Genomic DNA, 24,002 nt, shown 5'->3' on the forward strand with positions numbered 1-24,002 from the left:
TTTAACTATCCAAGATAGTACGAGTTGCATCTTCAACACAACATCTTCAGATGTAAATAATCAAGCATTATCAGGGCCTCTATGGATTTTACATATTGACAGAACATGTCACTTGTAAGTATCTTTTGTGTCGTTTTGCGCTTTATTTTAATACGTGTTTGTTTTTTTCCAGGAGAAATCTATTGATCAGATCGTTATCAACCACTCGATGGGCAATCACAGTTATGATGGCTGTGACACTATCATTTCAAGCTGCCCTGGTAAGTGCTACCGTACCGAAAACTCTGTTGGCCGACCTGACTAAGCGAATTCCTCAACGATCTTCCCACACCTTAACAGGATCGCAGTTTGTCGACCTGACATCAGGAATTAATGAGCAGCAACGCGAGAAGATAATTGGGGAACAATTGCTTGAAGGGAATATTCCTGCTTTTCTGAGAGAACTTAAGCCCGTCAATTTGCAAAAAACAGATAGCAATGGACGGCTGGTATCTGCCACAATATTTGTTACCCCTGACTATCTTGCCATTGGCTCTAAAGATGATTTTATCCGCACCCCGATGGATTTTCATACGGCCAGTTTAGTGGCTACCCGCTTTGGATTTATACTCCCCACTCGCAAAATGGTAGATGCCATTTATGATCAGTCAGAAAATCATCTTACACCCCAAACTATGCGTCCTGGCGCGGAGATGCGATCTACTGATTACTATCAGCGACATAATGAAAAGATCCAGGATCAGCAACTTTCATTAGGTATCAGATCAGGAGAGCTTGTCTCAGGCCATAAAAAAGATGTAGTTATAACCAATAAGCTGCTACGTAAGCCTGGTAGAATAGCTATTTATGGTTGGCATAAACCTGATGGCAAACCCATCCAGCCACTCAGCACTGTTCATGGCGCAGGATATGCGGATTACAGTCATGGTATCCGCCTGGTCAGTGATAAAGTTATAGTCAATGGTAAACTCTGTTCGGTCTATGACATCTTAAAGGACCCGGAACGTGCTTCGCTGCTCAGTGATGAAGGGCCAATGGTAGTTAATAACAGCCAGAAGAACTCTGTTTTACTTGCAAACACTATCAGGTTATCCCCAATCACTATCAAATAACCTTCATGTCAATTTGTGTGACATGAGGCTCCCCTTGTTTCATGTTTTTCTATTCAGGATACCGCCCAGATTCGTGCGTAAATATAGGTGTAATTGGAAGAACATCAAGGATGTGTGATTCTAAACGTACTGCCATTATTCAGCATACTTTTCACTTTGATGCTGCCTCCATGCTCGTTGACAATATGACGACAGATAGAAAGGCCCGGACCGCCCCCTCCTTCGTTGCGCGACCGAGCCTTATTAACCCTATAAAACCGTTCAAAGATCAACAACTGCTCAGCAGCAGAAATGCCTATCCCCGTATCCTTGATTGAAACTACAACCTGATCATCTACATTACGTAGCGTGACTGTTATAATTCCTCTCGCAGGGGTATATCTCATCGCATTTTTAAGAATATTATGGAACAGGTTCCGAAGATTTCTTCTGTCGCCCATGACCCAGGCTTCGTCAAATTGATTCTGTTGGAGTGTAAGGCTCTTGGAGTGTAAGGCTCTTGGACTGACAGACGACGCTAACATCGTCGCACAGATTTCTCACAAAAGTGGTCAGGATAATTTTTTCAAACTTCATTTATTTTCCCGCATCAACACGAGCAAGATACAGTGGTGAATTCATCGCCAGTATGTGAAGTTCCGGAAGCGGGAAATCAACCCTGATGAATATTCTGGGTTGTCTTGATACTCCGACCAGCGGCAATTACACTCTTGAAGGCGTTGCATTTGAGGATTTGAATAGGACGGCACTGATCTACGTAATACGAAACTGGGCTTTGTTTTTCAAGGCTTCAATCTTCTGCACCGGACCACAGCGCTGGAAAATGTTGAACTACCCCTGTCGTATGACAGAAATCGCAGGATTGCCACCCCTCATAAACGTTCCATAGAGGCCTTGAGACATGTCGGGTTGGAAAATCGCCTAAACCATGAACCGAACCAACTCTCCGGCGGACTGCAACAACAGGTGGCGATTGCCCGTGCTCTGGTTACTTCATAGAACTGGGATTATACGATCCAACGAAATTTAGTGTAGCCTACCGGATATGACTACAGATCAGAACGTATCTCATATAAACCTTCATCTACTCTTGGCTTGGAAAAATTGAAGAAAGCGTCCTCAGGTTAATATCGAGCACTGCTTGATTTTATAGGCCTCATCTGGAATAGGTCACCGCAATTTTGAGATGGGGCTAATCATTGAATGTGGCTTGCGCTTCTGCCAGGACAATCATGTAGAATAAGAAGATGTTATCTTTGATCGTGCTCAGGGGCGATAAGATGGGTCTAAGCGACCCATCTTATCGCTCTTGTTTGAAAAATGGTCTCTCTTTATTATCTCACCTACATCTCACATTGCTTAACGACCTGGACAAGTGAACTGAAGACGTCCGTCAATCGAAGTATTCCTGTCACGTTGTTATCCTCAACTACCAACAATGATTGATGATGGCCTATGACAAGCTGATGAACCGCTTCATCAAGAGTCGCATCCTGGCTGACATACTCGCCTTCGGCAGGTGTATACATAAGGTCACGTACGTAAATACGATCGGATTTTTTGCAGATGTCTTCAAGAGGTTTTTGCCAAAGCTGCATATCTTTCATCATGTTGGCGATAGTCTCTTTGCTCAGTGCCCAATGTTTTAATTCTGCGGGCGGTTTGACGTCCCGATACCCAGGTTCCAACCCACGAATAACGTCAATCTGGCTGAGTTTTCCGACAACCTGGCCCTCACTGTCCAGAACAAGAATCGCCCGATGTCTGTTCTTTGCCTGGTTGAACTCAACTTGTGCATTCCCTAAAATTATAATGGCTTCGTGTAACGTGGCATCCTTGGAAATCGTGGTATATTCACTAGTAGGCACCATAATGTCCTTGACTTTAAGTGATTGCATTCAGAAACCTCCATTCTTGCGGTAATATGATAAAAACTGCGTTTTACGCTGTGTTGCATAAACAACTGATCAATCGAGCCGTTTCACATTGGCTGTTTAGATAAAAAATAAACATTGAGGCAATGATAGAAACCCAAAAAAAAGAAAATGGGATGAAGTTCTGAAAGTTGGCTGAAATTGAAAATTGATTAAAAAAAAGATACATAGCGTTACGTTGGCCAGATACAAAGAGAGACAATTGCGACTATCGAACGCATCGTTTTTATATTGTCTTATAGGTTATTCCTTTGGCATCGCAAGTGTTTCAAGCTGTTCTGGAAATGCAAATCCAAAGGTCCAGGAAGGCCTCAAGTCAGTCGTGAAATCCGTGATCTTGTCAGGAAGATGGCTGCAGCCAATCTAAGCTGGGGTGCACCCATGATTCATGGTGAATTACTCAGGCTGGGTTTCGAGGTTTCGGAACGAACAGTGTCGAACCTGATGCCCCGGCGTCCGCCGAATTCAGAGCCGTCTCAGGCATGGCGGACTTTCCTGAAAAAACATGCGAACACGTGTTCGATTGATTTATTCACCGTTCCGACAGCTGCCTTCAACATTCTGTTCGTTCTGGTGGTTCTCAGCCCCAGTCGTCGCAAAGTCGTACATTTCAGTATAACCACAAATCCGACGGCTGAGTGGACAGCCCAATAAATTGTGGAAGTCTTCCCTTGGGAGGTATCTGATGCGAGATAGAGATTCTATGTATGGTGCTTTCTTTCGCAATCGAGTGAAATATATGGGCATTAAAGAGGTGACCTGGGCACCACGCAGTCCTTGGCAAAACCCGTTTGTTGAACGGGTAATCGGCTCAATCAGCTAACAGGTCATTTGGGCATCATGGAAAGCTACCCCTTTTATCTGGCAATAGAAAAGCATTACCAATGATGCACAGAGATGGGATGAAGCAAAAGGGAAAAAGAAAAGCAAGATGGTAAAAGGCCTTGGGGTGATTATTTGGTAATCGAACTTATAGTTGTTGCTATCTGGAGGAATTTCTACAACGAATTATTTTTGAAATATACACATGGACTCGATCACTCAGGCATCACTTGGGGCTGCCGTAGGGCATCTCTGCTGGAATAAGGAAATAGGGGCAAAGGCTCTTGTAGCCGGGGCTGTGTTAGGCACCATCCCAGATCTTGATATTCTTGTCTATCCATTACTTGATCAGGTTCAGAGACTCTATTGGCATCGCGGTGAGTCGCACTCGATATTCTTTGTGCTTCTTGGCGGACTTGCAACAGGTCTGCTTCTTCGGCGCTACTGCTTTAGAGAAAAACTCCATCTACAAAAAGCTTTTCTGGGTGCACTGCTTATATATGCCACTCATATTCTCATAGATCTGTTTACGATTTATGGCACTCAATTGTTAGCCCCTTTCTCCCGCACAGGTTTTGGCTACGGTAATTTCTTCATTATAGATCCTTTGTTTACCTTGGCCCTGCTATTGGGGATTACCGGGGCAATTGTATTTAAATCTGATTGGGGTAGAAGACTCAATATCGCTGGCCTGGCAATTGCTTCCCTCTATACGATCTGGTCATTTTCTATTCAGTCAGTCGCCGATGCAAAATTTAATAAAAGTATTGCGACATTGGATGTTGCGATTACCAGACAGATTACCACCGCTGCACCATTTACAACCTTTCTTTGGCGACACCTGGCTGAAACTCCTGATGGATTTGTGATGGCCTACTGGTCTGTGTTTGATAAACCCGAAAAAGAAATACAATTTCATTATCTACCCAAGCAGGCAAATGTTATTGAACCGGTAAAACGCGGCCGGTCTTTTCAAGTAGTGGAGTGGTTCTCAAAAGGTTGGTGGTGTGTAATAGAAAGTGACGAACATTCTGCAAAAGTTGTTGATTTGCGGTTCACCGAGATACCAGCCGCAACGCAAGGGTCGCATTTGTACTGGAACTGGCCTTTTGCCTGGAAATTTAACCTTGATCCGAAGGACGAGGTTAGCTTAAAGGCTGTAGTTCCAGATGTTCAGGAACCGCTGGAGATTCTCCATTTGCTGGCGCAAAGAATCAGAGGCGGTGATGGATGGCTCACGCCAATAAACAGAGACCAGTTGGCTTCATCAGCACAGTTAGAGGAAGAAGCATCGGTTAGTACAACTCACACTGTAAAACGATTGAGAAATATAATTCCTATTAGCCTTCAGATCCCCAATAATTCCTGAACATTATTTTTCTTATTTTGTCTTGGAGGTATCTCACATATGAGCAGCGAATGGCAGATAACCTGCTGGTACGTGATCGTGCTGATACCATTGGCACTGCTGGCCAAGATGAGCAGCCTGTGGCTTGCGGGCATTCGTCGACCTGCTGAAATAGTTTCAGGATCGTTTTTCTTGGCACCGTGGCTATCTCTACCGAGCTGGGAAAAGTGGGAGAGACTTGATGCGGGGGCATCAAAACGTCGGTTGCTCATGGTTTCGTGCTGGCCGCTGCCAGCTATTACTGCGGTGTACCTTTTCCTCATCCCGATGATTCGCGCTTTCCCCTTGTGGTTGCAGTCGTATCTGGCTGTCGTACCGTTCTGGCTACTAATAGAAGCACTTGGCGGACTTTGTCGCCTGTTGTGGCTTTCCTCGGGTCGATTGCTGCCAGCCATCAACATCCGTCCCTGGCAGGCAACACATCTCGCCGATTTCTGGGGGCGACGCTGGAACCGACTTTTCGGCGACTGGCTGCATCAAGTGGTCTTTATGCCAATTAGGCGCCGCCCGAAAACTGCAATTTTTGCGACATTTCTTGTTTCAGGTCTTGTTCATGAACTGCTGGTGAGTTTGCCGTTTATGATCGTCTATGGAAAAAATATCTGGGGCCTGATGACCGGCTATTTCCTTATCCAGTATCTGGCAATTCGCATTGAGAGCAGACTGCAACTCAATGCATTGGGCAAAAGGACACTGCTTTGGCTTGCAGTGCTGGCGCCTGTGCCTCTGGTACTGAATCACGGCACATTACTTATTTTTCACTTAGGCGGATGAGCGCAGATGGAAATAACGATGACTTTCCCAATTTTTTTTCGAAGCCGCCATCCTCTGTCTATTCGGTGGCTTAATCGTGAAGAAAAAGCTTCACATTATTACGACATCTGACACATGACATGACACTAGTCTCTAAAAAAGTTCTTTTATACACCAATCTTCTTTTTGATATCAACTATGGGTGTACCGTCCAGAACATCAAGGCCGGAGACCTTGATGCGGAGACCCTCAATAGCCAAAACCTTAAGCTCTGAAATCGCGATAGGATTTGGCCGTACAGGACTGCGAGTGGAAAAAACGCCCCTGCGAGGTTTCGAATAATCGCCTCGAGGGTGCACTTTCAAAATAGTGCGGTCGGCCAGATGTAGCCAAAACAGTACTACAATTAATTGGCCGACGGTAATTCCTTCAAGCCCCTCCTCATATTCAGGTACAAGTTCAAGAATGCCGACTCTGTCTGATTCTGAATAATTTTTAGGTGCATCCTCAAGATCCAGAATGTCTCCACGTACATTTCCAATGATGGTTAATTGCGGTAATTCCATGTATATATTCTCGCTTTAAAATGAACTGTTCCAGAATGTGTCGAGTAGCTTTCGCGGATTATTTCTAGCCAAGTACCACATCTAATGTCATCATGATACCGGAGCATCTTCTCAAGTAAACCTACCGGCAAGATAAGATTCGGCATAACGACGCCACCTGCAAATGATTTTGCTGACAATGGAGCAACTCATTGCAATATCGCTGTCTCTCAAAGATGCAAATGCATATCCAATGGTAAGTTGAGTGTGGTTTCCATTGTTTTCTGCCATGTTATAGAAAAGGTATTGAATTACTATGAGGCATTGAGGGTAACGTGAAAAAATGACGATTGACAACAAAAAATCTTTTAAATATCCGGACCACTACCTCGCTCTGGCAAACAACTCATGAACATAAAAAAAACAGATGCAGCAAAAGACCCACTGGGTGCCATGCTGCTTGACTATATGCATGGCAATATAGAAGTATCCATTACAGTAGAAGCCGAAAATTACGAGATGACTACCATGACTGGCGCAACCATGTTCAGAGAGTATTCCGAAATGGAACAACTCGAACAGCATGCTCTTGAATTATGTAAAGGTAAAACCCTTGATGTTGGTGCAGGTAGCGGGTGTCATAGTCTATTTTTGCAGCAACAGGGAAAAGAGGTTCATGCTCTTGATATTTCTCCAGGTTGCGTGCAGGTTTTAAGTGAGCGCAAGATACAGCATGTCATGCATCAGAATCTTTTTTCACTCAAAACATGTCAATACAACACAGTTCTTATGTTAATGAACGGTATAGGTATCTGCGGTACTATCGACGGTCTTCACCTTTTTTTCCAATTCATCCCGACACTACTGGCAAAAGGTGGGCAGATTCTTGTCGATTCAACCGACCCGTTTGTGCTTGATGGTATTCCGGGGGAAGATTACCACCCTTCTGAAATTTACCCTGGAGAAACTGATTTTATAATGAAATACAAAAAGATTTCTTCGGAGCAATTCAGTTGGCTGTATGTCGATTTTGAGACCCTCCGTTCAATTGCAGAACTTCACGGTTTTCAATGTGAACGGATCATTACCGGCTCCGATGGTGAATATCTTGCTAAAATTCACTCCCACTCACATTGAATTACGGCACATAAAATCGGCCATATTACAGGTCGACTTCCTCTACATGCCCGCTCAATAACTCAAAACTCCCTTCACCATCGAAAAGAAAAACCACGGTAGTACGATGGTTAAAAATGCCAACAGAAGCTTAAAAGATGTTCGCGACAGTAATTAATAGCCACCAGCAATGCATCCGGCACTTAGCCATATCAGCGAACGGAAGGCGTTAGTGTTTTCCAAAAGTTAAACGTGGCAATCGGAATGCTCCTATTTTCCATGTGTATACCCAGAAGTTTATTGGGTAGAGGCGGAACGGTTATTTCTATAGCCTCTCCATTGCGGATAACGTTCATTTTTACTGATTCTTTGCTGCTCCGTTTGATTTCGGCAATGAACGCCTGGGGGATAGCCCTGGTGGCTATATCGAGTGCTGTACCCTTGAGAAGTTCCTTTTCTAAACCCTCAGAGAATGACCAGTTGCCATACTGCCAGAGGATGTCGCCAGCGTGCAGGCCAACCTTGGCGGCAGGCTTTAGCACAGCGGGAATTTGCCCAATACTGGGAATTTCTGCAATGTAGATGACCGAAACAAATGCTTCCGGGCCAAATGAAGGTATTTCATTATCCTGTACATCCAAATAGCGCGTGTTGTCTGCTATTCGCTCGGCCCGGTGATAGCCATTTGGCCCAGCGCCATTCACGGCGGTAAAAGCCTTCCATACGCTCGACAGCGTTGCGCGAAATAATCGGCAGAAACAGGGAGCAATTGCGTATATTGTCCTGGATCTTGCGCTCCCAGGCATCACCACTGCCGAGTCGGTTCACATCGAACCATACATCGAGTCCTGCCTGCTCCAGAGTGTCGTGCAGTATCTGCACTTCAGCCAGATCCTCACGGCTGTAACTGATAAAAATCGAACCGGGCAACATTGTCTTAAGAGCCTTGAGTTCCGACGAAAGAGTGTCTGCAGGCTCAGATGAGTGAGACGGATTTCGTTCGCACCAACGTCGATTCAGCTCATTGACAAATCCGGCGGGATCACCATCCGGATAAATTTCCGTGTGCCAGTCGCGTAGAAAGAGCATTAACCGGGTATCTTTTTTTGTCTCCCGGTCAACTACAAAACAAGTTGTATTTCCCATTTCCAGCAGCCTTTGACGCGAGAGAATTCTAATGAAAAAGCGTGCGAGCCAATCAGGAAAGCCGCAACCTATCAGCAGGAGGTTACGGTTGTACAGTTCATCGAAAAGACGGGGGGGGACGGTATGAATTCTCCTGCAACCGGTGCAAGAATTCTAACATATCCTCATCGGTGACGGCGTAAAAGGTATCACGTCCATAACATACCATTCAAACGTCTGGTGTTCATCCTGCTGAAAAATGAACATAAATTATGAATGAACACGCTTCGCATCGAGTATACTTAAAATTCTATCATACTATCAGAGCCTCGACCAAAACCTTTTTGGACGCACATGCCTTTGCTGATTAGAGGTAAATAGCGGGCAAACAGGAGTCTCCGGTGAGATGTATTTTTTATGATTATCAGGTCTGTGCTTTTCTCATCTCAAGTGAAAAATACCCTTGGAAGTCGATTGTGCATTAGTCAACATATCTTCTATAAATCTTAACTTGTCGGTTAAACAATACTTCCTGAGTATACGTAACAAAAAATATAACCGATTCCATGTATAGTTCGGTCAATAATGTCCTGTTTTTCTGTAAAAAGAAAAGGAGAGGCACATAGTCGAGAAAAGCTGCATACAGAATGCTCCCTATTGGCTGCTAAGCATAGCTGGAAAAGAGACACGTCCTGGTAGCAGTTACTGGGACACCCCCGAAGATCCATTTCCAGATATAGCCACACCTTCTCACTATCAAGATTATCCGAATAAAAAAAGGGTCATATCTTTGCTTGACTCATGTACGCAAACATAGCCACAGGCTGCATTCCGAACTAACAGATACGTTTATCAATCGTCGCCTTCCCTTTGCTGTTTTAAGGTAGAGTAAATGAGTTATGCAAAGAGCTGATCCCTTGCTTCTTCTATCGCTCACAATTCTGCCACCCTTGTTTGTGAATCGGCAAGATATCGACTACCATTATACCAACGAGGAAAGTTATGATGCGCAATACAATTCAGCAAATACGTGCGTAATGACGGATGATAATGACACAATGAACAGACCTCGCCATTACCTAAAGTGGTGGCAGAGTCTGCAGTTCTCTATCTCAATTGTTTTTCTCTTCTTTCTCCTGATGCTCAGCGGGATTGGTGTGTTTGAGATGTATAGCACTGGTAAATCCCTCATCATGAACGAGTCTCTCAAGCTTATTCACCGAACCGGTAATGAGGTCGTGGCCAAATTACAGCACCGCATGTTCCTCACGGAAACCCTTGCCTCCGCCCTCGCAAATTTGGGAGAAATATTACCCTCCTCCACACAAACCATGAAAACGGTTATCCCTCACATTATCGATTACGAGGGTAAATCCTCTTTCATTGCAGGGGGAGGGATTTGGCCGGAACCTTTTTCCTTTATACCCGGAGTTGAGCGGAGAAGCTTTTTTTGGGGCAGGAACGAGGACGGTGAACTCCTCTTTTATGACAATTACAACGATCCAAAAGGACCGGGCTACCATGGTGAGGAGTGGTATGTCCCAGCAAAACACCTGACGGAAGGGGAAAGTTTTTGGTCAAATTCATATCGTGACCCCTACTCCTATCAATCCATGGTTACCTGCTCGGTTCCCATGAAGGTGAACGGCCGTCTTACAGGCATAGTTACCATCGACCTGAAGCTTGAGGGGCTTGACACTTTTCTTGATGAAGCTACGAAGCTGACTGGAGGCTATATTTTTGCCGTTGATCGTGTCAACAAGTTTCTTTCTTTTCCAGGGAAGAACAATATGAAAAGTTTAAAGCATATCAACGATAAGCAGAGCAAGGAAGTCTTCATCAATATGGAGAGTCTGGCAAACGAACATTCACAGTTCCAACCAATGGCAAGGGCTTTGACCGAAATCAACGAGGAGATCATCTTCTCTGCTCAGGAGTCTGGTTTATTCGATCAGAAACTATCGGATTCCATCGCCCGCGAAAGCTATCAGATTGATCAGGAGGAAGCACGCCTCATATCAGCCATAATGAGCGGCCCCATGACCGAAGTACTCAGTAGGGATGCGCTCTTTAAAAGCTTCCGGGTTGACTATGATTACTTCCTTCATGAACCGGTTCTTGTAAACATTTTTCTGGTGCCCGGGACCTACTGGAAAATGGTCATCGTCACACCTTATAACCAGGCTTTGGCCGCCTCAGCTTCGATCATCAAGACCATCCTACTCCATCTTCTCCTGGGAATTCTTATTTGTTTCGTTGCTATGTTCCTGGTCACCCGTAAACTCCTTATCTCTCCACTGAAGAATATGACTGCAACATTGGCGGATAGTCATACCGACGAACGGGGGTTTGTCATTCGTCTCGATGTTTCATCTTCCAATGAACTTGGCCATCTGGCCGACCAGTTCAATCGTCTGAACTACCAGCTGTCAATGATGTATATGAAATCACAGCAAAGCGAAAAAGAGTATCGTGCTCTTTTTGAAAATCTCCAGGATGTACTGTACAGAACAGATCTCGATGGAAAGGTATTGATTGCCTCCCCTTCCGCCAAAGAAGTTTTCGGCTACTCTCCCGATGAAGTAGTGGGAAAAAATTTTACGATTGATTTTTATAAGGACCCTGCACACAGAAAACATTTTATAGAATCTATTATGCTCAACGGACAGGTGAAAGGATTTGAGACGGAGGTTATAAAAAAAGACGGCTCCAGTATCTGGATATCTACCAACTCACGATTATTAACGGACGAAAACGGGAATGCGGTCGGGATCGAAGGAATGATCAGGGATATTAACGAAAAAAAACAACACGAAAGAGTTGTGGAGGCGTTCCAGCTTCATTTGAAAAACATCCTCGATTCAATGCCATCTATGCTCGTCAGTATCGACGAATCAGGGAAAATCACCCAATTCAACACTACTGCAAGCCAATTCACAGGAATTCAGGCCGATGACGCCATCGGCAAGCCTATGAGAACTGTACTTCCCTTTCTTGAACCCTACGAAATCTACTACAAAGATATTATCGAAACGAGAGAATCCAGGGAGTTTAATCGGCAAACCATCTCTTGTCTGGAGAACAGGATTTTCAATATAACTGTTTTTCCGATTATCTCAGACTGGGTAGACGGTATGGTTATCATACTTGATGATATTTCAGATGTCGAAAAGAAGGAACAACAGCTCATCCAAGCACAGAAAATGGAAACTATCGGCACTCTCGCGGGAGGTATTGCGCATGACTTTAATAATATCTTAGGTTCTATAATTGGTTCCGTGTCACTGATGCAACACAAGCTGAAAAGCCGCAATCTGCTGCCTACTGAAATCGCTACTTATCTCGACACTATGGAAGCGTCGGGGCAAAGGGCGTCGGCTCTCGTCGGGCAGTTGTTGATGTTGACCCGGCGGCAAGATCAGACGTTTACTTCCGTCAATCTCAATCAGGTCGTAAAGAACATAATGATGATCTGCGAAAACTCCTTTGACAAAAGCATCACCCTCATCCCAGTCTATTATCCTTCGACAGCTATCATAAACGCGGATTCTATGCAGATTGAGCAGGTATTGCTGAACCTATGTGTCAATGCCTCTCATGCCATGACCTCTATGAAAGAAAAGTCCTCCCAGCAAGGTGGAAAGCTAACAGTATGTGTTGAAGAGGCCGTTACCGACAGATTCTTTTACAGTGAACACCCTGGAGCTGCTGAGGGCGAATATTGGCGGCTATCCATCCATGATTCCGGGGTAGGTATGGACAGCAACACCATTGCCAGGATATTCGATCCCTTCTTTACCACTAAAGACAAGGGGCAAGGAACAGGACTTGGACTGGCAATGGCCTATAATATTGTCCAGCAACATAATGGGTTCATTGATGTATATTCAGAGCCAGGTCACGGAACTACTTTCAGCCTCTTTTTTCCGAAATATATAGAGGTTCAGAGTGTTCTGGAAAGTGCTCCCAAAATAAACATCACAAAAGGGTCTGGTACCATTCTCCTTATAGATGACGATCAACTCATCAGGGGTGTCGCTTGCTCTATGATTGAGGAATGTGGCTATAGGGTGCTGACTGCTGAAAACGGGCAAATCGGTCTCGAACGGTACCTACAGCACCGGGAAACTATAGATGCAGTTCTATTGGATATGGTTATGCCTGTTAAATCGGGCTTAGAGACGTATAAGGAACTGAAGGCTATTGCCCCGGAATGCAAGGTGATCCTGGCTTCAGGTTTCAAGGAAGATGCACGGGTCCTGAAAGTTATGGAGCTTGGGGCCGATTTCTTCATTCAGAAACCATACACTCTTCAAGAGATATCTCAGGTTCTTGCAACTCTGTTAAATTCTTAGGACTCCAGAATGTTATATCCGTTTATCCGGCTCATGAATACTAAACACCCACCGACTAGAAGTCGGTGGGTGTGACCTCGCGGACTGAAAGTCCAGCAATACCGGCAAAGCCGGTTTATTCGATGTTAAATTGATCATTGGGGTCTTTTTCAAAGAGATGAGCCAAGTAATCTGCAATTATCTCTTTTGTGAGTTCATCAGAGGTTACCCAAAAGTAGCCACGCACCCATAAGAGTCGACAAGGGGTCAAGTCCGCTTTTGACCTTTAAAGAGATAATTCCTGAGCATCAATAAGAGAGATTCAGGAATTATCTTTGATCTGCCGATTTACAGGGAGCACCTCAAGTTAGAGCAAGTGGCAAGACTGATTACCTTCGTCCTGGCAATGTTGACTTCAATGACAAGTTTCTGAAATCACATTATCTTTGGATATCTTTCCTCTACAGTTGCTCCATTTTAAGCCATTCCAAAGATGCAGACGGAACTGCGATTCAGGAAACATCTCAACCTGAAGCTACTAACGATTTTTTAGGATTGCCAATATGAATTGCATGATAGGTGTGCGAAACGTGTCAATGAGACAGTGTGGTGTACGGGGGGAGCAACAATGTGATATTTTCCCAGATCGATTCGGACTAAATACTCAGTGTGTATTGCACTGATAGTATTAGGGGGTTCATAACGCTATATTTTCCGGATGGAAATGAACTAGCATCCTGTTTTCAAAACTCGACTATAGATCCTCATCAATATAGCGTTTGATATAACGTTGACCGTTTTTAGAAGAACTCACAATCCAAATCACCAGAAAAAGCGCAAGACTTAAAGTCACGGGCATCATTTTGGGCAGGACCACAGTTAACAGCAGGAGAGTGGCTAATCCAATGCTTATATATTTTTGTGCACGTTTTTTAGACTGCCTGATAACTTCCCATGCTTCATCAGGAGTATTAATGCCGCTATTACGCATTGTGTCACGCATCGACTCGTAACCGAGTTGATGCCGCTTTTCCATACGACCAAAAGGATCATTGAGTTTCATAAGGGAATCTCTCTTTAGGAACTTAAAAAAATACCCTCTAAACTCAATACCATTACATTTCAGAAATGATTGAAAAATTCGAATCTGGTTTGAGAAGCCTGGGCACGCCTCTTCGAACACCAATAAATGTAACAGATAGCAACCAAATGTGCTCGCCTCAACAAGTACCGCCTGCATAATTTTGCATTGCAGAATCCTCACGCCGCCGGAACCTATGTCTAAGCGAGATAACTCAATGGTTATTCAGGATAGTTTCACAACCATATTTGCATTTTTTACCATGATGTCCGTAAATAGGACAGAAATCCAACCATTTTCATTGTTTATTCTAATAGTGCCGCTAATTATTCAGAAAATTAAGGCTGGCATATTGTGACATTAAGTTCGGATAAAAGACAAAAAAAAGCATTGAATATACGCTATCCAATGCCTTTCTTCTACCAAGTAGAAAACACCTTTTTACGAGAGCTACTTTCTATATCGACCTCTTCCGCCAAAGAAAAAACACGGCGGGAACAACAAGCAACGTTAATAGTACTGAACTCACCATACCACCAACCATTGGTGCGGCGATACGGCTCATAACTTCAGACCCGGTGCCAGTACATGAAAAGGGGTCACCCATTAAGAGGCCACGGTCAAGGAATAATACTCCCCCATTAAGGGAAAAATGAATTTCCCTTCGTAAGGTACATAGTTGCCATGGAACTCTATCTTTGCAGAATACCTGTTCTTTATTGCACCCGTTATTTCAATCTTAAGAAAGTGTCCATTAATTTCCTCTCACATCATTTATTGTGGGAGGCGGGGAGGGAACTGAGAGTCGGGCTTGGGTAATGCCTACCCCGCCATTGGTATCCCGAACTGTTAGAGTCACAGCAAGGCTATCATAAGGGGGCGTGTATTGGTGACTGATGGAAGTACCACTACCACTGTCCCCATCACTAAAATCCCATTTGTATTCTGTAATACTACCATCTGGGTCAGTTGAACCACTTGCATCAAAAGTGAATGTGTCACCAGATTGTGTATATGTCAATACAGCAATAGGGGGGGCATTAGTGCTTGCAGCGTCAGTTATGGACACACTTGGTGTTGAGCCCTCAAACTGACTTGCAGCGTTTGAAAGTGGAGAGGACAACATGACAAATGCTACAGTCAAAGCGAGTGATAGTTTCATGCTTTTCGTCTCTGTGTTGTTGGGTAGGTAGTGTCGTTGTTCCATTATGGCCTCCGATTAAAGTTAAGTGTGAGTAAAAAATATCTGATTACAAATAAAGTCCAGCTACTTATTTTTTTTGGGGGGGCACTATATGACTACCCTACCCTGTTAAACTACCTTCATACAATTAACCAAGTGGACGTTAATATGTCGAAAAATTACATCCAGTCCCAACTAGGAGACCGTCCGAGAATACCCTTTCCGCTCATCTCTTCGTTAAGCTCGAAAAATTATCCTCAGAATATTAAATATATGCCTGCGGTAATTTTTCGAGTTTGCCGCGACCTGAGCGAAAGTTCCTATTCTCGGACAGCATCCCAGGTATCAGTTTGCAAGAGTTTATCTCACGATACGGTTCTGAAGAGCAGTGCTATCAGGCAATGTTCATAAGGCATTAATATGCTTAGAGGGGTGCACGGCCAAGCCTTTCGATGAATAATGTTAACCGCTAAGTAGTTGCCAGAGTCTAAAAAAACCGTGTAGTGATGAAGTGTGATCTAGAGGGAAATAGGATACATCTTCAATGATGTAACATATCAGCCCAATTCCCCGGTACAACGTTGTATTGTACAGGTAATCTTTGTTAGGTCAAAATTTAATTGTGCTCTAAAATTTCCCTAGCGTGCATTTCCGCATGAAGCATGAATCTGGGCGGTACCCTTATTCCCCCACCGTTTTACAACAGCGAAATCCAAGATGGTAATTGTGGTGGCTATGGTCTGACATGACCCGGCTGCCATGCCAGTACGGTGCTCTCCATCTGCACCAATCCTCATGTGCTCTGTATTTGTCAAAAATGAACCAACTACCTTTCATTTCTGTATGGCCTAGCGTATTGCTCCCTGTACTGGTCATCTGATTTTCAGCCAGGGGAAGGTTCATATGCTCTGCCGCATTACCGTTCAGATCATAGACATCAAGAGAACTTCGACACTCGGGAAAATATCCATCAGGGTAGGTGTTTGATCCGCATTTGTCCCAACTCCCACCTGGGCAGTCGGGAGATTTTGAACTATTCGCACCGCAAATACCTTTTTTATACTGAGGCCCATAACTCCATGATTTATCGCTTTTGTGTGCGTTATTATGGGCAGTACGCATTCGACTGACGCCACTATTTGCCGAAACTCCTTTTGCCAGATCAAACCTATAGTCCGGAGGTAATAATTGTCCAGCACAACCACCCTCCCATTCATGGGCATCACATAGCCGTTTCCCCATAGCACTACAGATTTCAGCCGCTTCACTGGTGCGTACCCAAACTACCGGATATTCACATGGTATATCAGGGAATTCGAATTGATCAATGCAGGCTTTTGCATCTTCTGCACGTTCTACTGCGGGATCGTAAAGAGGAGCCATATATTTGGCACCACATATTTTCTCATATTGAGGATTTTCATAATCTATCGACAATAACTTGAGTTGTGTTTTGCACTCCTCTTTTGAAACAGGGTGTTTGGTAATAGCAGGATTTCCCTGCCCTATATAAGGTGAACCCGCGAAAATCTTTCGTACCTGTGTGGCTTGTTCAGCAGATAAACGATGAACCTCCTCAACACGATTTAACATTGTCTCATTCTGCTCTTTTAGGGATTGAGCTGCATCAGCAGGCTTCCAACATACTGCAACGACGGCGATAAACATCCAGGTAGACAGAAAAAGTTGCATTGAGTTTTCTCCCATAAAGATTAAAAAATCAGATAAAGAGATGTCAATTATTACGTCGCATAATGTAAAAAAAGTCACGATTATCCGGATACCCGAGAAATCGCGGAATATACGAGCCTTTTCCAGACTTGTCTAAAACACTCATGTCCTGAATAAGGTGCTGCACAACGAGGTGTCTCTCTTTTTGCAGGTATACTGCAAGGTAGGTATGTTCAAGTGCGTTCATATCTAAATGTATAGCATAGCGACAATCGTAGGCTTGAAATACACGGGCCATTGCAGAAGGCGTTGCAGTCGAAAAGTAGCCATATATAAGAAATCGTTTTTCACCATTTTCCTGCAAGGCTGCACCGGCCCTTAGGGTACGCAGCTTCATGTTTTCTGAACCGGACCAATTACCCGCCCCCCATTTTCCAACGAGACTCCCTGGTATTGGTTGTTGAGATACGGAGTCCAATTCGAGAATAGGAACTCCGTTCTGTCGCGCGTGGACAATTCTTTCAAGATAAACATTGTCCCTTTTCGACCATGTTTTCATTTCAATTGTTCCATCATCCAAAACCAGTAATGTTGCAAGGCCTGGCTGAAGCGTACTAAGAACAACTCCGCTTTCAATAAATCCATAATGAGAGCCTTTATTGATCTTGGCAAAATCTCCATACTTGAATGCACTGTGAGATCGCTTAAATCCTCCGGTAAATGATGCAACAGTTCTTGCAGACTCAAAAGGACTGATCATTCCATTAGAGATTAGGGGGTGTATGGTTTCAATCCCATCTGGCCCGGAAGTATTAGGAATTCTGACACCATTCAAGGTACGGTCGGACCACTCTACCCGGGGATGCTCAGTTCCAATGGTGAAGCCGAGGTCAAACTGATCCAGATCAAAGGCAATCAGATATGCAAGCGCGCCAGATTCAACATTGTCGAGACGATTAGCGATTTTGCGATGACTAATCAGAATATTTTGTGCTACAGCTTTTGGCTGAATGAGGCTGACAAAAATGCCAGGATTGTCTTTTGCTGCATACCATTGGCCTGTGAGCATATCTTTTGTTTCTTTATCAACTTGAATACCAAGCCCTGTTGGCGATATCATCTGCTTTGCGAAATCGGGGTTAATATTAGCGGGCTCGGGAAAGCCGGGTTGAGACTGTTTTGTTAATTCTAACGTAGACTCTTTTGCATCTGCCTTCTCAAGAAAGGCATCTTTAAAGAAAGTGTCTTTAACAAACCCGACTACACTCTCTCCGCCAGGAAGCTTATCACGAATAAACTCAGTTACAGTTTCTATATTAGTTCGATTTCCTTTAGTGGGGTTTCGAAGGAAGAGATTGCCGTTACAGAGTGGCGCAAAAACCTGCTGTGATTTTCTGGCAGCTATGAGTTCTCCCTTCTCAAAAAGTTTCCATGGTGGACAGGACAATACCTCTCTATCACGTATCAAAACGAGTGTATCTTCGGAATGTTCATCAAGTAATAATCGCTGACTTTGCGGATAGGGGTTTTCGAGATGGTATTCTTCGGCTCCCCTCTTGCTGTCATTATTAAGACTCAGGACATACCACCGATTTACTTTTGGATTCAGGTTTATAAGTGTCACTTCTGCGGATTCGCCGTCAGAAAGGTCAACTACTATAGATTGTACACTTTTAAATTGCTGAAGATCGATAACGGTTCCTGTTCGATTTTCTGTGATTTGTGACGCAGTAGCGGCCGTAACTTTTACATCCGAGACGGAAACTCCATAAAACATCAAAAAAACCAGAAATGTTAAACCAAATCTGATCGAACAATGTTGTCTCAAATGTGAAAATCTACAGGTGTTAGTAATTATTCGAACGGGTTGTTTGAAATATCTCAAACAGATTGAAATTGTTAGAGGGGATTGCCTTAAGTACATGGTACCTCCAGTTACCGCTTCTAAAGATGTAACCGCTTAAATATGGTTTCGGGAATTGCACGAATAATCCACATAATCACGGACCAAAACCAGGGGAGATAAGCGGTATTTTTATTTCTATTTATAGCCGTATATATCCCGAAGGATATTTTTTCAGGAGTGGCCCATAGCATGTTTTTCGAAAAATCTCTGGTCATAGGGGTATCTACAAAACCCGGTTTAACTGTCACAACATGTACACCACTTGCATTTAGACGATTACGAAGACCCTGCAGGAAAATCGAAACGGCACCTTTGGCTGCACCATACACATAGTTTGATTGTCTGCCACGATCTCCTGCCACCGAACTGATAACACATATGGTTCCTCCTCCCTGCTTTTCTAAGCGATTGGCTGCATGTGTCAGCAGGGACATTACCCCAAGAGCATTTGTCTCAAATTCAGTTCGAAGCTCATCAAAAGACTCTTCACAGGATCTCTGGTCGGGCAGGGTTCCATGAGCTACCAGAACAGTATCGACAGATCCCAGGGAATCAAATGCTTCATCAATCAGTAACTGATGCGCATTAAAATCACGGGCATCAACTACCGAGGTAAACACTGTATCTGCTCCCCGAATTCGCAGATCATCAGCTACAATTTGTAGTTTGACACTGTCTCTTGCAACCAGAAAAAGGGTATCACCATCTGCTGCGAAACGACGTGCAGTGGCTTCAGCTATAGAAGAGGTAGCTCCAAATATAAATCGGTTAGCCATTTTCACTCCGCTGTAGTTCGTCTCCAGAAACTGGAGCTGAATTTTGGATCACGAAATCGTTCCAACTCTTGAAACTGCGGAAAATAGTTTCTGAAAGCTGATCCAGACATTCGGGCATCCTTACCTGGATATACAGCACCGCCAACAGATTGCACGATAGTGTCAAAGTCGCTGAGCATTTGAAACGTGTTATTGTCCTGAATGCAGATATCGAGTGCCAGGGTTATTCCGGGTCGCGGGAAAGAGAGCAAACCAGGTGATTTCTGTTTTCCGAATACTTTCAACACTCCGAGAAACGAGACCAGGCCCATTTGTGTTCCTTTTCTCAGTATCTCCTCAAGAGCATTTCTACCCTCCGAATCGTGAGGAAACACACACTGATACTGCAAAAAACCATGAGGCCCATATAAACGGTTCCAATGATAGATTGCATCCAAGGGGAAAAAAAAGGGTTCATAATGAACGAGTTCTGTACTGCGAACCCTTCGCTGCTTTCGATAATATATAGAATTAAATATCCTGGCGGTTGTTCGGTTGACCACAGAAACCGGGGGTACAAAGGGTACACTCATCCGCAACCTAGGGGCGTGTATCTGTTTTATGTAATGCGTTGAGTGGTTTCCTCTGATAAAGTGCCCTCTTCCAAAATTCCTGCCACTCGCCATACTGTCAATCCAGGCAACGGTATACTCATCTTGAAGATCAGATTCTTCTGAGATTTCAAAGAAATCATTAAACGTACCAAAACGAATGGTCTCAACATCCATAACCGGATTGTTTATCTGCTTCATGCTGATTTCAGCCCAGAGAATAAGCCCTGTAAGCCCAAGCCCCCCGATCGTTGCATTGAAGAGTTCTTCGTTGTCAGTTCTTGAACACCGTAATCTTCGACCGTCTGATAGCAGCAGTTCAAGACATCGAACATGGCAACCAAAGGTGCCGGCACTGTGGTGGTTTTTACCATGGATGTCATTGGCAATTGCTCCACCCAGCGTCACAAATCTGGTTCCCGGCACAACAGGCGGGAACCATCCGTGAGGTACAGTGAGAGTCAGTATGTTATCCAGCAACACCCCGCTTTCGCACCTCAGGATCCCTGTATTTCTATCAAATGCGATAAATCGATTAAGCTGACGAGTGTCAAGTAACCACCCTTCGTTATTGAGACAAACATCCCCATAGGAACGTCCGTTTCCAAACGGCAACCAGGTAGAATTCGAGTCGGCAGGAATAGGCAGTGGTTCAGTACGCCAGTTCAGTTGTTTGACGGTTTGTTTGGTGTTGGGGTATCTGCCCCATGATTGATAGTGCTTGTACATGGAAATCAATGTGCCATAAACATAATTATTGCCATGGAAAGAAGTGTAAATCTGCTTGTTTTGTCTTTTATGGCAAAGATCATCGGGTCATCATGCATCATGCCACGATGAGCCACAAGCCAGATATAACAGAGCCAATAGAGCAATAAAGGACACGCCAGCCAGATAACATTATGATGCCCATACGAGAGCTCTGCAGAGCCACTGGTAATGTATAATACAAGCACAAGTGCAGAGACAAATGCACTGGCGACTCCCATACCTGCAAGTAATGCTGAGTCATCTATAACATAGCTGCGTGCCTTGGCAGATAATCCATATTCATTTCTCATGGTTATTAGTTCAGCATAGCGTTTCACTAAGGCCAGACTGATGAACAGAAACATTGAATGAGCCAGAAGCCAGGAAGACGGCCAGATATCGACTGCCGCCGAACCTGCCATCATGCGCAATGTAAAGAGTGCTGCAAGAACAATCACATCAAGAACTACAAAATGTTTTAAACGCAACGAGTAAGCGAGAGTGGTGAAGTAATACGTTGCCAACATGAACAGAAAATACACCGGAAGTGATAAGCCTACGAGAATGCTCAACAGAAGTAACAGTATGCAACTGAATATCCCAGCTGTCAGCGGTAAGGCACCTGAGGCAAATGGTCGGGTCCGTTTTCTCGGGTGTCTGCGGTCTTCGCGCAAATCAAGTAGGTCGTTTAATATATACACACTGGAGGCACAGAAACCAAAAGAGAGAAATGCTACGAAAACAGAACCAAACAAACTCATTTCAAATAATCGATTTGCGGCTATTAACGGTACGAAAACAAGGATATTTTTTAACCATTGATAGAGTCTAAGTGCACGAACCCATTCGGTTGTTCCAGCAGTTTTATTAAAAAAAACCAATTCAATGTTTGTCAGCTGCCCTCTAACATGTTCGACAAAATTCCTGGAACCAACGACAATACTTTGTCGGGCAACCTTCCAGACAAGGATATCTTTCCTATGATTGCCCAGATAGTCAAATCCCATAACTCCGAATTCAGCCAGGAGGCGTTCTTTCTTTCTGATACCTGTAATATTGTTTTTTCCGTCACTTGCAATAACGCTATCGAAGATATGAAGATAATCTGCGACCTGCTGAGCAATATGTGTATCTGCTCCAGTAACGAGAATAAGCTGCCTATTCGACTGATGCTGATCCCGCAGATACGTCAATATTTCGAGATTATACGGTAAACTGCTGACATCCAATGTTACACGTTTGCAGACCTCCTGCTTCAGATACGCCCTCCCCTTTAGCAACCACAAAAATAATAGCGGTATAATAAGCGGGTAAGCCTTTAATAATTGTAATAGCGACTCAATGAGAGAATCTGTTTTGAGCAAACTGCCATCTAAGTCAACAGCAAGTGGTACCGAATTCTCCGTAATATTAGGCTCATGCATCACATTGATAGAGTAAGACTGGATGGTCGTGTCATCCATAAAGATTAGATTCAGGTATGCATACTAATGAACGATTATGCAGGTAAAGTGTAATACCTGTACAGTCATTTAATACTGTTATTAATATTGTCTCTAAAAGGGTTGAAACACTATAAAAAATTCAGGTTGTTGCGTATATCGTATCATAGAGTTAACAGGATCACCAATGAATCCAACAGTGAGTTAGAGAAAAACGGTTGCCTGAAATTGTATTATCTTTCTTAATACACGTAAGACAATTTATTTATCCCTATAGGTGTTTCTTATCTCTAAAAATTGATCTAATTCACCCAGAAAAAGCGTGACCAGTTCAGGGTCAAAATGGCCACCCTTCTCTTTATTAATGAGTTCGATTATCTCTTCAAGAGGCCATGCGTCTTTATACACCCTGGTACTACCCAAAGCATCAAACACATCAGCAAGAGCTGTTATTCTGCCGAATATATGAATATCTTCGCCTGAATTTCCATGAGGATACCCAGAACCATCCCACTTTTCATGGTGTTCCCCTGCCACAATTGCCGCTGTTTTCAAGATTGGTCGCGTAGAGTGATCAAGCATCTCATAGCCAACCGTTGCATGTCGTTTCATGATTTCAAACTCATCAGCAGTCAATTTTCCCGGTTTATTCAGGATAGCATCAGGAGTCGCAATTTTACCTATATCGTGCATAGGAGAGGCAAGCTTCAAAAGAGCTGCTTCTTCTTCAGTGAGACCATAGAGTTTTGCAAGGAGATAGGAATATTCTGCAACGCGGCGGACATGATGTCCTGTTTCCATAGAGCGGGTTTCACCAATCTCGCCCATAGTGTAGACAATCTCTTTCTGAGTCGAAATGATTTCCTGATCCAGCTTTATCAGATCTGTAACATCATGCACATAGGCGATAATAGCATCTATCTCTTTAGATCCTTTAAGCGTCACAGAATAGGTGTGATCATCATCTCCCAGGATTTTTATATTACTGAATATATTTTCGTCAATAGACGTGCTGATTTCATCTTCATTAATAAAAATCAGGTCAGCGATGGCACTGATATTTGGAAAAACTTCTTTAGCCCGCTTATTTTCAAAGGCAAGTTTACCGTCACCGAAAAATATAAATAACGGCTCAGGATTATATAGTGGAAGATATGAGAGGTAATAGTTTTCTTTTGCAGCTCTGCTGCCAATATTCAGACTTTTGCTGATCGGACAGTACCATGAAAGTCCTGTCCAGAGAACAATCAGACCAAGGGGAACAAGATACCACATGCCATGACTCCCGAGCACAATGATACCGGTACCCAGAAAGGCACGAACATATCCTTCAAATCTGCCTACATTAATTTTTGGCATTGCAGAATCCTCACGCCGCCGGAACCTATATCTAAGCCGGATAACTCAATGGTTATTCAGAATAGTTACGCAACCCTATTTGCATTTTTTACCCT

At 43.8% G+C, this 24,002-nt stretch carries 19 protein-coding genes and 2 pseudogenes; 7 read left to right on the forward strand and 14 right to left on the reverse strand.

The genetic code is table 11. The features are described from left to right. Positions 1–182: 182 nt before the first annotated feature. Positions 183–1,112: a hypothetical protein gene (locus tag FCL46_RS10570; protein ID WP_136806438.1), complete on the forward strand. Its 930-nt coding sequence runs from the start codon at positions 183–185 to the stop codon at positions 1,110–1,112. 104 nt (positions 1,113–1,216) lie between these two features. On the opposite strand, the gene FCL46_RS10575 is transcribed toward FCL46_RS10570, so the two are convergent. Continuing rightward, positions 1,217–1,552 (reverse strand): sensor histidine kinase, encoded by a 336-nt coding sequence (locus FCL46_RS10575; protein ID WP_167505806.1) that lies wholly within the window; start codon positions 1,550–1,552, stop codon positions 1,217–1,219. Positions 1,553–1,722: 170 nt separating this feature from the next. On the opposite strand from FCL46_RS10575, the pseudogene FCL46_RS28815 reads away from it, so the two are divergent. After that, a pseudogene (locus tag FCL46_RS28815) lies at positions 1,723–2,102 on the forward strand (ATP-binding cassette domain-containing protein); the annotation flags it as partial. A 353-nt stretch (positions 2,103–2,455) separates the two neighbouring features. Here the strand turns inward: FCL46_RS28815 and FCL46_RS10585 are convergent. Beyond that, positions 2,456–3,010 (reverse strand): CBS domain-containing protein, encoded by a 555-nt coding sequence (locus FCL46_RS10585; protein WP_136806440.1) that lies wholly within the window; start codon positions 3,008–3,010, stop codon positions 2,456–2,458. Between the two features lie 721 nt (positions 3,011–3,731). On the opposite strand from FCL46_RS10585, the gene FCL46_RS28205 reads away from it, so the two are divergent. The 3 genes from FCL46_RS28205 (at position 3,732) to FCL46_RS10600 (ending at position 6,050) form a co-directional block, all read left to right on the forward strand. Then, the gene (locus tag FCL46_RS28205) at positions 3,732–3,869 is read left to right on the forward strand and encodes a transposase (RefSeq protein WP_228723377.1); all 138 of its coding nucleotides are present in this window, start codon (positions 3,732–3,734) and stop codon (positions 3,867–3,869) included. 204 nt (positions 3,870–4,073) lie between these two features. Next, positions 4,074–5,237 (forward strand): metal-dependent hydrolase, encoded by a 1,164-nt coding sequence (locus tag FCL46_RS10595; protein WP_136806441.1) that lies wholly within the window; start codon positions 4,074–4,076, stop codon positions 5,235–5,237. Between the two features lie 39 nt (positions 5,238–5,276). Beyond that, positions 5,277–6,050: an MBOAT family protein gene (locus FCL46_RS10600; protein ID WP_136806442.1), complete on the forward strand. Its 774-nt coding sequence runs from the start codon at positions 5,277–5,279 to the stop codon at positions 6,048–6,050. A gap of 146 nt (positions 6,051–6,196) precedes the next feature. Here FCL46_RS10600 and tsaA read toward each other — a convergent pair whose 3' ends face one another. Next, positions 6,197–6,595 (reverse strand): tRNA (N6-threonylcarbamoyladenosine(37)-N6)-methyltransferase TrmO, encoded by a 399-nt coding sequence (gene tsaA / locus FCL46_RS10605; RefSeq protein ID WP_136806443.1) that lies wholly within the window; start codon positions 6,593–6,595, stop codon positions 6,197–6,199. A 387-nt stretch (positions 6,596–6,982) separates the two neighbouring features. Between tsaA and FCL46_RS10610 the strand changes: the two genes are divergently transcribed. Continuing rightward, positions 6,983–7,711: a class I SAM-dependent methyltransferase gene (locus FCL46_RS10610; RefSeq protein WP_136806444.1), complete on the forward strand. Its 729-nt coding sequence runs from the start codon at positions 6,983–6,985 to the stop codon at positions 7,709–7,711. A 191-nt stretch (positions 7,712–7,902) separates the two neighbouring features. On the opposite strand, the gene FCL46_RS10615 is transcribed toward FCL46_RS10610, so the two are convergent. Both FCL46_RS10615 and FCL46_RS10620 read right to left on the reverse strand, forming a co-directional pair. Beyond that, positions 7,903–8,331 carry a hypothetical protein gene (locus FCL46_RS10615; protein ID WP_136806445.1) on the reverse strand — a complete coding sequence of 143 codons (429 nt, stop codon included), beginning with the start codon at positions 8,329–8,331 and terminating at the stop codon, positions 7,903–7,905. After that, complete coding sequence (locus FCL46_RS10620) at positions 8,315–8,836, reverse strand: toll/interleukin-1 receptor domain-containing protein (RefSeq protein ID WP_136806446.1); 522 nt, start codon at positions 8,834–8,836, stop codon at positions 8,315–8,317. Before FCL46_RS10620 ends, FCL46_RS10615 begins: the two co-directional genes overlap by 17 nt. Positions 8,837–9,714: 878 nt before the next feature. Here FCL46_RS10620 and FCL46_RS10625 point away from each other — a divergent pair. Continuing rightward, positions 9,715–13,170, forward strand: coding sequence for a PAS domain S-box protein (locus FCL46_RS10625; RefSeq protein ID WP_136806447.1), 3,456 nt, complete (start codon positions 9,715–9,717; stop codon positions 13,168–13,170). A gap of 733 nt (positions 13,171–13,903) precedes the next feature. Here the strand turns inward: FCL46_RS10625 and FCL46_RS10630 are convergent. The 9 genes and pseudogenes from FCL46_RS10630 to FCL46_RS10670 form a co-directional block, all read right to left on the reverse strand. Further along, positions 13,904–14,212 carry a hypothetical protein gene (locus FCL46_RS10630; RefSeq protein WP_136806448.1) on the reverse strand — a complete coding sequence of 103 codons (309 nt, stop codon included), beginning with the start codon at positions 14,210–14,212 and terminating at the stop codon, positions 13,904–13,906. Positions 14,213–14,687: 475 nt separating this feature from the next. Further along, a pseudogene (locus tag FCL46_RS28820) lies at positions 14,688–14,816 on the reverse strand (efflux RND transporter permease subunit); the annotation flags it as partial. A gap of 168 nt (positions 14,817–14,984) precedes the next feature. Further along, the gene (locus FCL46_RS10640; RefSeq protein WP_136806450.1) at positions 14,985–15,437 is read right to left on the reverse strand and encodes a PKD domain-containing protein; all 453 of its coding nucleotides are present in this window, start codon (positions 15,435–15,437) and stop codon (positions 14,985–14,987) included. Between the two features lie 657 nt (positions 15,438–16,094). Beyond that, positions 16,095–17,105, reverse strand: coding sequence for a hypothetical protein (locus tag FCL46_RS10645; RefSeq protein ID WP_217909603.1), 1,011 nt, complete (start codon positions 17,103–17,105; stop codon positions 16,095–16,097). A 43-nt stretch (positions 17,106–17,148) separates the two neighbouring features. Next, complete coding sequence (locus FCL46_RS10650) at positions 17,149–18,861, reverse strand: hypothetical protein (RefSeq protein WP_136806451.1); 1,713 nt, start codon at positions 18,859–18,861, stop codon at positions 17,149–17,151. Positions 18,862–19,028: 167 nt separating this feature from the next. Continuing rightward, positions 19,029–19,766, reverse strand: a complete 738-nt coding sequence (locus tag FCL46_RS10655) for an SDR family oxidoreductase (protein WP_136806452.1) — start codon at positions 19,764–19,766, stop codon at positions 19,029–19,031. A gap of 2 nt (positions 19,767–19,768) precedes the next feature. After that, positions 19,769–21,085 carry an FAD-binding oxidoreductase gene (locus FCL46_RS10660; protein WP_136806453.1) on the reverse strand — a complete coding sequence of 439 codons (1,317 nt, stop codon included), beginning with the start codon at positions 21,083–21,085 and terminating at the stop codon, positions 19,769–19,771. Between the two features lie 5 nt (positions 21,086–21,090). Beyond that, positions 21,091–22,569, reverse strand: coding sequence for a UbiA family prenyltransferase (locus FCL46_RS10665; protein WP_136806454.1), 1,479 nt, complete (start codon positions 22,567–22,569; stop codon positions 21,091–21,093). A gap of 240 nt (positions 22,570–22,809) precedes the next feature. Continuing rightward, a complete protein-coding gene (locus FCL46_RS10670; RefSeq protein ID WP_136806455.1) occupies positions 22,810–23,907 on the reverse strand; it encodes an HD domain-containing phosphohydrolase in 1,098 nt (365 codons plus the stop codon). Positions 23,908–24,002: the final 95 nt, after the last annotated feature.

It is taken from the genome of Desulfosediminicola flagellatus, from assembly GCF_005116655.2.
Lineage (GTDB): Bacteria > Desulfobacterota > Desulfobulbia > Desulfobulbales > Desulfocapsaceae > Desulfopila > Desulfopila flagellata.

Bases quoted from the DNA above. Each gene is read 5' to 3' on its own strand.
- FCL46_RS10620 (WP_136806446.1), bottom strand. From the start codon at position 8,836: ATGGGAAATACAACTTGTTTTGTAGTTGACCGGGAGACAAAAAAAGAT.
- FCL46_RS10595 (WP_136806441.1), top strand. From the start codon at position 4,074: ATGGACTCGATCACTCAGGCATCACTTGGGGCTGCCGTAGGGCATCTC.
- FCL46_RS10625 (WP_136806447.1), top strand. From the start codon at position 9,715: ATGCAAAGAGCTGATCCCTTGCTTCTTCTATCGCTCACAATTCTGCCA.
- FCL46_RS10645 (WP_217909603.1), bottom strand. From the start codon at position 17,105: ATGCAACTTTTTCTGTCTACCTGGATGTTTATCGCCGTCGTTGCAGTA.
- FCL46_RS10585 (WP_136806440.1), bottom strand. From the start codon at position 3,010: ATGCAATCACTTAAAGTCAAGGACATTATGGTGCCTACTAGTGAATAT.
- FCL46_RS10575 (WP_167505806.1), bottom strand. From the start codon at position 1,552: ATGGGCGACAGAAGAAATCTTCGGAACCTGTTCCATAATATTCTTAAA.
- FCL46_RS10660 (WP_136806453.1), bottom strand. From the start codon at position 21,085: ATGTACAAGCACTATCAATCATGGGGCAGATACCCCAACACCAAACAA.
- FCL46_RS10650 (WP_136806451.1), bottom strand. From the start codon at position 18,861: ATGTTTTATGGAGTTTCCGTCTCGGATGTAAAAGTTACGGCCGCTACT.
- FCL46_RS10600 (WP_136806442.1), top strand. From the start codon at position 5,277: ATGAGCAGCGAATGGCAGATAACCTGCTGGTACGTGATCGTGCTGATA.
- FCL46_RS28205 (WP_228723377.1), top strand. From the start codon at position 3,732: ATGCGAGATAGAGATTCTATGTATGGTGCTTTCTTTCGCAATCGAGTG.
- tsaA (WP_136806443.1), bottom strand. From the start codon at position 6,595: ATGGAATTACCGCAATTAACCATCATTGGAAATGTACGTGGAGACATT.
- FCL46_RS10640 (WP_136806450.1), bottom strand. From the start codon at position 15,437: ATGGAACAACGACACTACCTACCCAACAACACAGAGACGAAAAGCATG.
- FCL46_RS10665 (WP_136806454.1), bottom strand. From the start codon at position 22,569: ATGGATGACACGACCATCCAGTCTTACTCTATCAATGTGATGCATGAG.
- FCL46_RS10655 (WP_136806452.1), bottom strand. From the start codon at position 19,766: ATGGCTAACCGATTTATATTTGGAGCTACCTCTTCTATAGCTGAAGCC.
- FCL46_RS10630 (WP_136806448.1), bottom strand. From the start codon at position 14,212: ATGAAACTCAATGATCCTTTTGGTCGTATGGAAAAGCGGCATCAACTC.
- FCL46_RS10670 (WP_136806455.1), bottom strand. From the start codon at position 23,907: ATGCCAAAAATTAATGTAGGCAGATTTGAAGGATATGTTCGTGCCTTT.
- FCL46_RS10610 (WP_136806444.1), top strand. From the start codon at position 6,983: ATGAACATAAAAAAAACAGATGCAGCAAAAGACCCACTGGGTGCCATG.